This window comes from Desertibaculum subflavum, from assembly GCA_003576705.1.
Taxonomy (GTDB): domain Bacteria; phylum Pseudomonadota; class Alphaproteobacteria; order Ferrovibrionales; family Ferrovibrionaceae; genus Desertibaculum; species Desertibaculum subflavum.
In genome coordinates, this window is sequence record QOZS01000048.1 from 37637 (window position 1) to 44013 (window position 6377).

Here is a 6377-nt window from a genome sequence, read left to right on the forward strand (position 1 = left end):
CCTCAATCCCGGTTGGTGAAGCGGGCGTTGCCGAGGCCGGTGCCGATGGTGAGCACGCCCCAGCGCTCGCGCTCTGCCATCTCCGGAAGCTCGCTCAGGCCCTGCACCACTGCATCGTTGTGCAGGACCACCACGGTGTCGTGCTTGCCGATCTGCGGGACCGCCTCGCGGATGGCATGCGGCAGGTTGAAGCTCTTCGCTTCCCAGTTGCCGGGCAGGTTCTGGCCGCCCCGTTCGATGCCGCCCTCCGGCCCGATCATGCCGGGGCAACCGATGCCGATGAACGGCGCCAGGCGGCGCTTTTCCTTCTGCGCGCGGCGGATCATGGCGCCCAGCATCTTGGCGAGCTTCTCCACGGCCTCGTCGCGGCTCGGCTTGTCATCGCGGTGCCGCCACAGCTCCGAATGCTCGACGGCGGCCTTGCGCGGATCGCCGTCGCGCTTCGAGCCCAGGGTCACCAGGCCGGCGCGCATGTTGGTGCCGCCGATATCGGCGGCGAGAATGCAGTCGTGCCCGCTGAAGATCCAGGATGGCGCCAGATGCACGGCGCCGATCAGGCCCGCTTCGTCGGGATGGTTTCCGATCGGCTTCAGGTCGATGTCGTGGCCGGAAGCCTTGAGCAGCACGGAGGTGCGGCCGATGGCGAGCTCGCCGATGCGGCTGCGGCGAAAACCGCCGCCGACGACGATGGCTTCCGTGTCCTTCCAGCCCTTGAGCTTGAGGAAGCGGCGGATGACGGCAGCGAGCTCGCCCGCGAAATCCTCGATCGCGCCATGGATCACCCCGGCGGCTTCGGCATCGCCGGACGCGAGGATCTTGTCGAGCGCCTTCTTGCTGAGCTCGCCGCCCGCCTCGTCGCCGAACGGATCGTCGCCGAACTGGGCGAGACGGTCGCGCCAATCGTCGAGCAGCGCATAGAAGGCGCGGTTGCTGGCGCGGTCGCCGATGAAGCCGCCGCCGTCGCGCAGCTCCGCATTGTAGGTATCGACGGTGACGGCCGGCAGCTCGGCTGCACCATGCGCAGCGACCACGGTCGCAAGTTCGGCTTTGTCAGGAGAGGGCATCGTCCAGCAGGGAAACGCGGCGATCGGCTCGCAGCTGTGAACGCCCGAATCGATCGAAGGTTCCCGCCGGAGCCTGTCTCTAGATTTCCTCGATCGCGTCCACCCGGTTCGGATAGAAGGCGAGGTGCCCGGCGATCTCGCGCATTGCCGGATACGGCGCCTCGTAGCTCCAGACGGCGTTCTCCACCGTCCTGCCGCCGATCTGCAGGCTGTAATAGCTGGCATCGCCCTTGTAGGGGCAGTGGGTCTTATGCGCCGTGCGCGCGAGCAAGGTCATGTCGGCATCCTCGCGCGGGATGTACTGCACGGCGGGATATGACGCTTCCTTGAGCGTCAGGGCCCGCGTCGTGTCGGCGACGATCCGGCCATTGCTGGTGACGCGGACGCGACGCGGGTTGGCGCCGATGGTAATCGGATGGTCGGGACCGGGAAGCTTCACGGTCTGCCTCCTCCCTGTCTCCTCGGTAGGTTGGGGCCCGGCTCAGGCGGCCGGGCGGAGCGATTCCTTCTTCACCCAGGTCTCGGTCTCGTCCAGCGCCTTCTCCAGGCGGTTGAACAGGTCGTCCACCTCCGCCTCGGTGATGATCAGCGGCGGGCAGAGGCCGATGCTGTCGTTCATCATGGCGCGGATCAGCAGCCCGTGCTCCTGCGCCCGCGTCGATGCGTACATGCCGACCGCCTGCTTGGGATCGAAGTTAGTGCGCGATTTCTTGTCGGCAACCAGCTCGACCGCGCCGATCAGGCCGACGCCGCGCGTCTCGCCGACCAGCGGGTGATCGGCCAGACGCTTCAGCCGCGCCTGGAAGCGCACGCCGACGGTCTTGGCGTGCTCGAAGGTCTGGCGCTCCTCGTAGATCTGCAAGGTGCGCAGCGCCACCGCGGCGGAGACCGGATGGCCGGAATAGGTGAAGCCGTGGCCGAAGGTGCCGATCTTCTTGCTCCCCTCCACCATGGCCTGGAACTGCTCTTCGCCGATCATGACGGCGGCGATCGGCAGATAGGCCGAGGAAAGCTGCTTGGCGCAAGAGAGCGCCTGCGGCGTGATGCCGTAGGTCTGGCAGCCCCAGGGGTTGCCGGTGCGGCCGAAGCCGCAGATCACCTCGTCGGCGATGAACATGATGTCGTACTTGGCGAGCACCGCCTGGATCTTCTCGAAATAGGTGCGCGGCGGCACGATGACGCCGCCGGCGCCCATCACCGGCTCGGCGACGAAGCCCGCCACCGTGTCGGGGCCCTCGCGGATGATCATGTCCTCGAGGTTCTTGGCGAGGCGCGTCGCGAACTCCTCCTCGGTCTCGCCCGGCTCCGCGAAATGGTAATAGTGCGGGCAGTCGGTATGCAGGAAGCCCGGCAGCGGCACGTCGAAATCGCGGTGGTTGGCCGGCAGGCCGGTCAGGCTGGACGCGGCGATGGTGATGCCGTGATAGGCGCGGATGCGGCTGATGAACTTCTTCTTCTTCGTCTTGCCGCGGGCGTTGTTGTAGTACCAGGCGAGCTTGATCTGGGTGTCGTTCGCCTCCGAGCCCGAATTGACGAACAGCACCTTGGAAAAGTTCGCCGGCGCCATCGCCTTCAGCTTCTCGGCAAGGTCGATGGAAGGCAGCGTCGATTTGGAGCCGAAGCCGTGATAGTAGGGCAGCTCCCGCATCTGCTTGACCGCGGCGTCGATCAGCTCGCTCTCGTTGAAGCCGAGCGAGGCGCACCACAATCCCGCCAGGCCCTCGATGTACTGCTTGCCCGTATCGTCGAACACATGGATGCCCTGGCCGCGGGTCAGGATCAGCGGGCCGGTTTCCTGGTGCTTGGCGAGGTGGGTATAGGGATGCAGCACATGCGCGATATCGCGGGCCTGCGGCGAATTCGGGCGGACCGACATGAAACTCCCTCCGGGACGCGTGTCGGCGCCATTAACGCGCGGCGGCCGGCCGGTGTCAAAGGTTCGGGCGTGCCGGCGGCACAAGGCTGCCTTGCGGGGGCGCCGTGAGCCCCCTCATCATTCCCTATCCGGAGATCGACCCGGTTCTGTTCGCCTTCGGGCCGATCGTGATCCGTTGGTATGCGCTTGCCTACATTGCCGGCATCGTGCTCGGCTGGCGCTACTCGCTCCGGCTCGCGGCGGCGCCCGGGTCACGCGTCACCCCGCAGGCGATGGACGATTTCCTGATCTGGGTGACGCTCGGCGTCGTGCTCGGCGGGCGGCTCGGCTATGTGCTGTTCTACAAGCCCGGCCACTACCTGTTCCATCCGCTGGAGATCTTCGCGGTGTGGCAGGGCGGCATGTCGTTCCATGGCGGGATGGTCGGCGTCGCGCTGGCGATCCTGCTGTTCAGCTGGAAGCGCGGGCTCGATTGGCGCGACGTCGCCGACATCGCCGCGCGGTGCACGCCCTTCGGCCTGTTCTTCGGGCGGATCGCCAATTTCATCAACGGCGAGCTGTGGGGCCGCACGGCGGATGCGAGCGTGCCCTGGGCCATGGTGTTCCCGACCGGCGGGCCGGCGCCGCGGCATCCGAGCCAGCTCTACGAGGCGCTGCTCGAAGGCGTGGTGCTGTTCATCGTGCTGTGGCTCGTCGCCAACAAGGTGCCGGCGGCGAAGCGGCCGGGCTTTCTCACCGGCACCTTCCTGGTGGGCTACGGCCTCGCCCGCATCGTCGCGGAGTTCTTCCGCGAGCCCGATGCCTTCCTCGGCTATCTGGTTGCCGGCGCCACCATGGGCCAGCTCCTGTCGATCCCGATGGTGCTGGTGGGCCTCGCCTTCATGTGGCTGGCCAAGCCGCGATCATGACCGGGTTCCTGGCGTGAGCGACGGCTTTCATGCCCGTTTTGCCCGCCTGCTGCGTCTCGAAGGTCCGCAGCCCGTCGCGCGGCTGATGGCCGAGGCGGGCGCGCATTACTACGCGACCCGCGATCCGTTCGGCACGCAGGGCGATTTCATCACCGCGCCCGAGATCAGCCAGATGTTCGGCGAGCTGATCGGGCTGTGGTGCGCCGATCTGTGGGACCGCATGGGCCGGCCGCGCCCGTTCCGCCTGATCGAGCTCGGTCCCGGCCGCGGCACCTTGATGCGCGACGCGCTGCGCGCCATCGGCCGGGCGCTGCCCGTTTGCCGCGCCGCGGCGACCGTGCATCTGGTCGAGACCAGCCCGGTCTTGCGGCAGCGCCAGCACGAGGCGCTGGCAGGGACAGACGTCGAATGGCACGACGATCTGTCTGCGCTGCCGCCGGGAGCGGCTGTCGTGATCGCCAACGAGTTCCTGGATGCCTTGCCGATCCGGCAGTTCGAGCGGTCGGCCGCCGGCTGGCACGAGCGGCTGGTCGCGGCTGGCGACGACGAACGCCTGCACTTCGCGCTATCGCCGCCGCTCGCGGATCCAGCGGCGTTGCTCCGTCGGCACCGTGCCGCGCCGGCCGGGACGGTCGTCGAATGGTCGCCGGCGCGCGAGGCCGTGGTCGAGCAGCTCGCGCGGCATCTCGTCGCCGAAGGCGGTGCGGCGCTGCTGGTCGACTATGGCAGCCCGCATGGCGGCGCCGGCGACACGCTGCAGGCAATGCGGGGCCATCGCTTCGCATCCGTCCTGCAGGACCTGGGCGAGGCCGACCTGACCAGCCATGTCGATTTCGAGCCCCTGGCCGCTGTGGCGCGTCGCGCCGGCGCGCGGATCGCGGGGCCCGTGGGGCAGGGGGCGTTCCTGGAGACGATCGGCATCGCCGCGCGGGCCGATATGTTGAGCCGCGCCGCGCCGGATCGTGCGGCGGCGTTTGCCGCTCAGCGCGCGCGGCTCACCGGAGCGGACGCCATGGGCCGCCTGTTCCTCGTGCTCGGCCTCGCCAGTCCGGCGCCGCCGCCGCTGGCCGGCTTCTAACCGTTCTCGGTTCGCTTGGTCGCGGCGGCGTCCGAGAGGCGGCGCAGCGCCACCGTCAGCTCCTGCAGGCCGGCGACCGGCAGGGCGACTCGCAGCACCGGCACGCGCACTTCCGCGCGGCCATCGCTGGTCATGCCGGCGACGCGGTAGAACTCGACCTTGGCGAGGCCGCGGCGCACCGAGACCGAGGTCACGCCATCGGCCACAAGCTCGGTCGGGGTCGCGCCGGCGGACACGATTCCATCCCCTGGTTCGTCGTTCGCCATCACCCGCCTCGCGTCAACGCCGCCGCCATGATCGGCCGGGACGGTGCCGACGTCCAGCCTGGCGCCAGAAACGGCGACGGCCGGAGCGCCTGGCGCCCCGGCCGTTCGTTAACGAATCGATCGAATATCGTGCGGCTCAGATCTTGCCCTGGATCCACTCCACCATCTGCGTCTTCGGCATGGCGCCGACCTTGGTGGCCACCAGTTTGCCTTCCTTGAACAGCATCAGGGTGGGGATGCCGCGCACGCCGTACTGGCTGGCGATGCGCTGGTTCTCGTCGATGTTCATCTTGGCGACGGTGATCTGGCCCTTCATCTCCTCGGCGATCTGCTCCAGCGCCGGGGCGATCTGCTTGCAGGGGCCGCACCACTCCGCCCAGAAGTCGACCAGGACCGGCGCACCTGATTTCAGGACATCGGTCTCGAACGACTGGTCGGTGATCTTGGTCGTGCTCATTCGGGTGGCCCCTCCAGGCGCAGCGGGTTCGCTTGCCTGAATGTAGGTAGCGCCCCCGAACAACGTCAAGGCATGGGTCAGGGCACCGGGTTGTCCAGCATATGCGCTGGCAAATTCATTAACCTGGGGCCGTCGGTCCAGAGAATCGCCGCACGCACCGCACGGTTCGGAAAAATTTGGCGAAGAACCGCGGCATATAGCGACATCTGCCGGCGATACATGGCCGGCATGTCCTCCACGCGGGCGGGCGGCGGGCGGTTGGTCTTGTAGTCGACCAGATGCACCGCATCGTCGGTGATGGCGATGCGGTCGACCTGGCCGGACACGACGGCATCGCCGACCCGGCCGGTGATCGGCACCTCGGCGCGCGAGGCGGGACCGAACAGCGGGGCGGCCTCCGGCAGATCGAACAGCGCCAGACTTTCCCTGGCGAGATCGGCGCGCGCCGCTTCGTCGAGCTCCGGTGCGGCGTGCGCCAGATAGGCGGCGGCGGCGGCCGGCCGCGCCTCGGCGGCGAGATCGGGCAGCGTCTGCAGCAGGCGATGGATCAGAAGGCCGCGGCGGAAACGCTCTCTCGTCGCGGCGAACGGGGGCAGCATCGACGCCTCGTCGCCGTCGGGGCGGGAGGGTGCGAGGGGCCGCGGCGGCACCGGCTCCGGCGGCGCGGCGGACAGCGCCCAACCCGGCAGCGCGCGCGTTGCCAGCGCGGCGGGCCGGTCCGTTGCGGC

Annotated in this window: 8 protein-coding genes; 2 read left to right on the forward strand and 6 right to left on the reverse strand. The window is 68.7% G+C overall.

Annotated elements, in window-relative coordinates:
• Positions 1-2 precede the first annotated feature (2 nt).
• The 3 genes from DT074_RS21390 to DT074_RS21400 form a co-directional block, all read right to left on the reverse strand.
• Positions 3-1031, reverse strand: a complete 1029-nt coding sequence (locus DT074_RS21390) for a hypothetical protein (protein WP_368744828.1) — start codon at positions 1029-1031, stop codon at positions 3-5.
• Between the two features lie 112 nt (positions 1032-1143).
• Positions 1144-1503 (reverse strand): DUF427 domain-containing protein, encoded by a 360-nt coding sequence (locus DT074_RS21395; protein ID WP_119421901.1) that lies wholly within the window; start codon positions 1501-1503, stop codon positions 1144-1146.
• Between the two features lie 42 nt (positions 1504-1545).
• Entirely contained in the window at positions 1546-2940 is a 1395-nt protein-coding gene (locus DT074_RS21400; protein ID WP_119421902.1) for an aspartate aminotransferase family protein, read from the reverse strand.
• Positions 2941-3044: 104 nt separating this feature from the next.
• Here DT074_RS21400 and lgt point away from each other — a divergent pair, with 104 nt between their 5' ends.
• Positions 3045-3848, forward strand: a complete 804-nt coding sequence (gene lgt, locus DT074_RS21405) for a prolipoprotein diacylglyceryl transferase (protein ID WP_119421903.1) — start codon at positions 3045-3047, stop codon at positions 3846-3848.
• A gap of 13 nt (positions 3849-3861) precedes the next feature.
• On the forward strand, positions 3862-4926 hold the full coding sequence (locus DT074_RS21410; protein WP_368744829.1) for a class I SAM-dependent methyltransferase: 1065 nt from the start codon (positions 3862-3864) through the stop codon (positions 4924-4926).
• On the opposite strand, the gene DT074_RS21415 is transcribed toward DT074_RS21410, so the two are convergent.
• The 3 genes from DT074_RS21415 to DT074_RS21425 all read right to left on the reverse strand — a co-directional run.
• The gene (locus tag DT074_RS21415) at positions 4923-5162 is read right to left on the reverse strand and encodes a hypothetical protein (RefSeq protein WP_162915078.1); all 240 of its coding nucleotides are present in this window, start codon (positions 5160-5162) and stop codon (positions 4923-4925) included. The genes DT074_RS21410 and DT074_RS21415 overlap by 4 nt on opposite strands.
• 166 nt (positions 5163-5328) lie before the next feature.
• A complete protein-coding gene (gene trxA / locus DT074_RS21420) occupies positions 5329-5649 on the reverse strand; it encodes a thioredoxin TrxA (RefSeq protein WP_119421905.1) in 321 nt (106 codons plus the stop codon).
• Between the two features lie 77 nt (positions 5650-5726).
• A partial coding sequence (locus DT074_RS21425) for a PD-(D/E)XK nuclease family protein (protein WP_368744830.1) occupies positions 5727-6377 on the reverse strand: 651 nt, incomplete at its 5' end.

Coding starts and splice junctions, on each gene's coding strand:
- trxA (WP_119421905.1), bottom strand. CDS start 5,649: ATGAGCACGACCAAGATCACCGACCAGTCGTTCGAGACCGATGTCCTG.
- DT074_RS21400 (WP_119421902.1), bottom strand. CDS start 2,940: ATGTCGGTCCGCCCGAATTCGCCGCAGGCCCGCGATATCGCGCATGTG.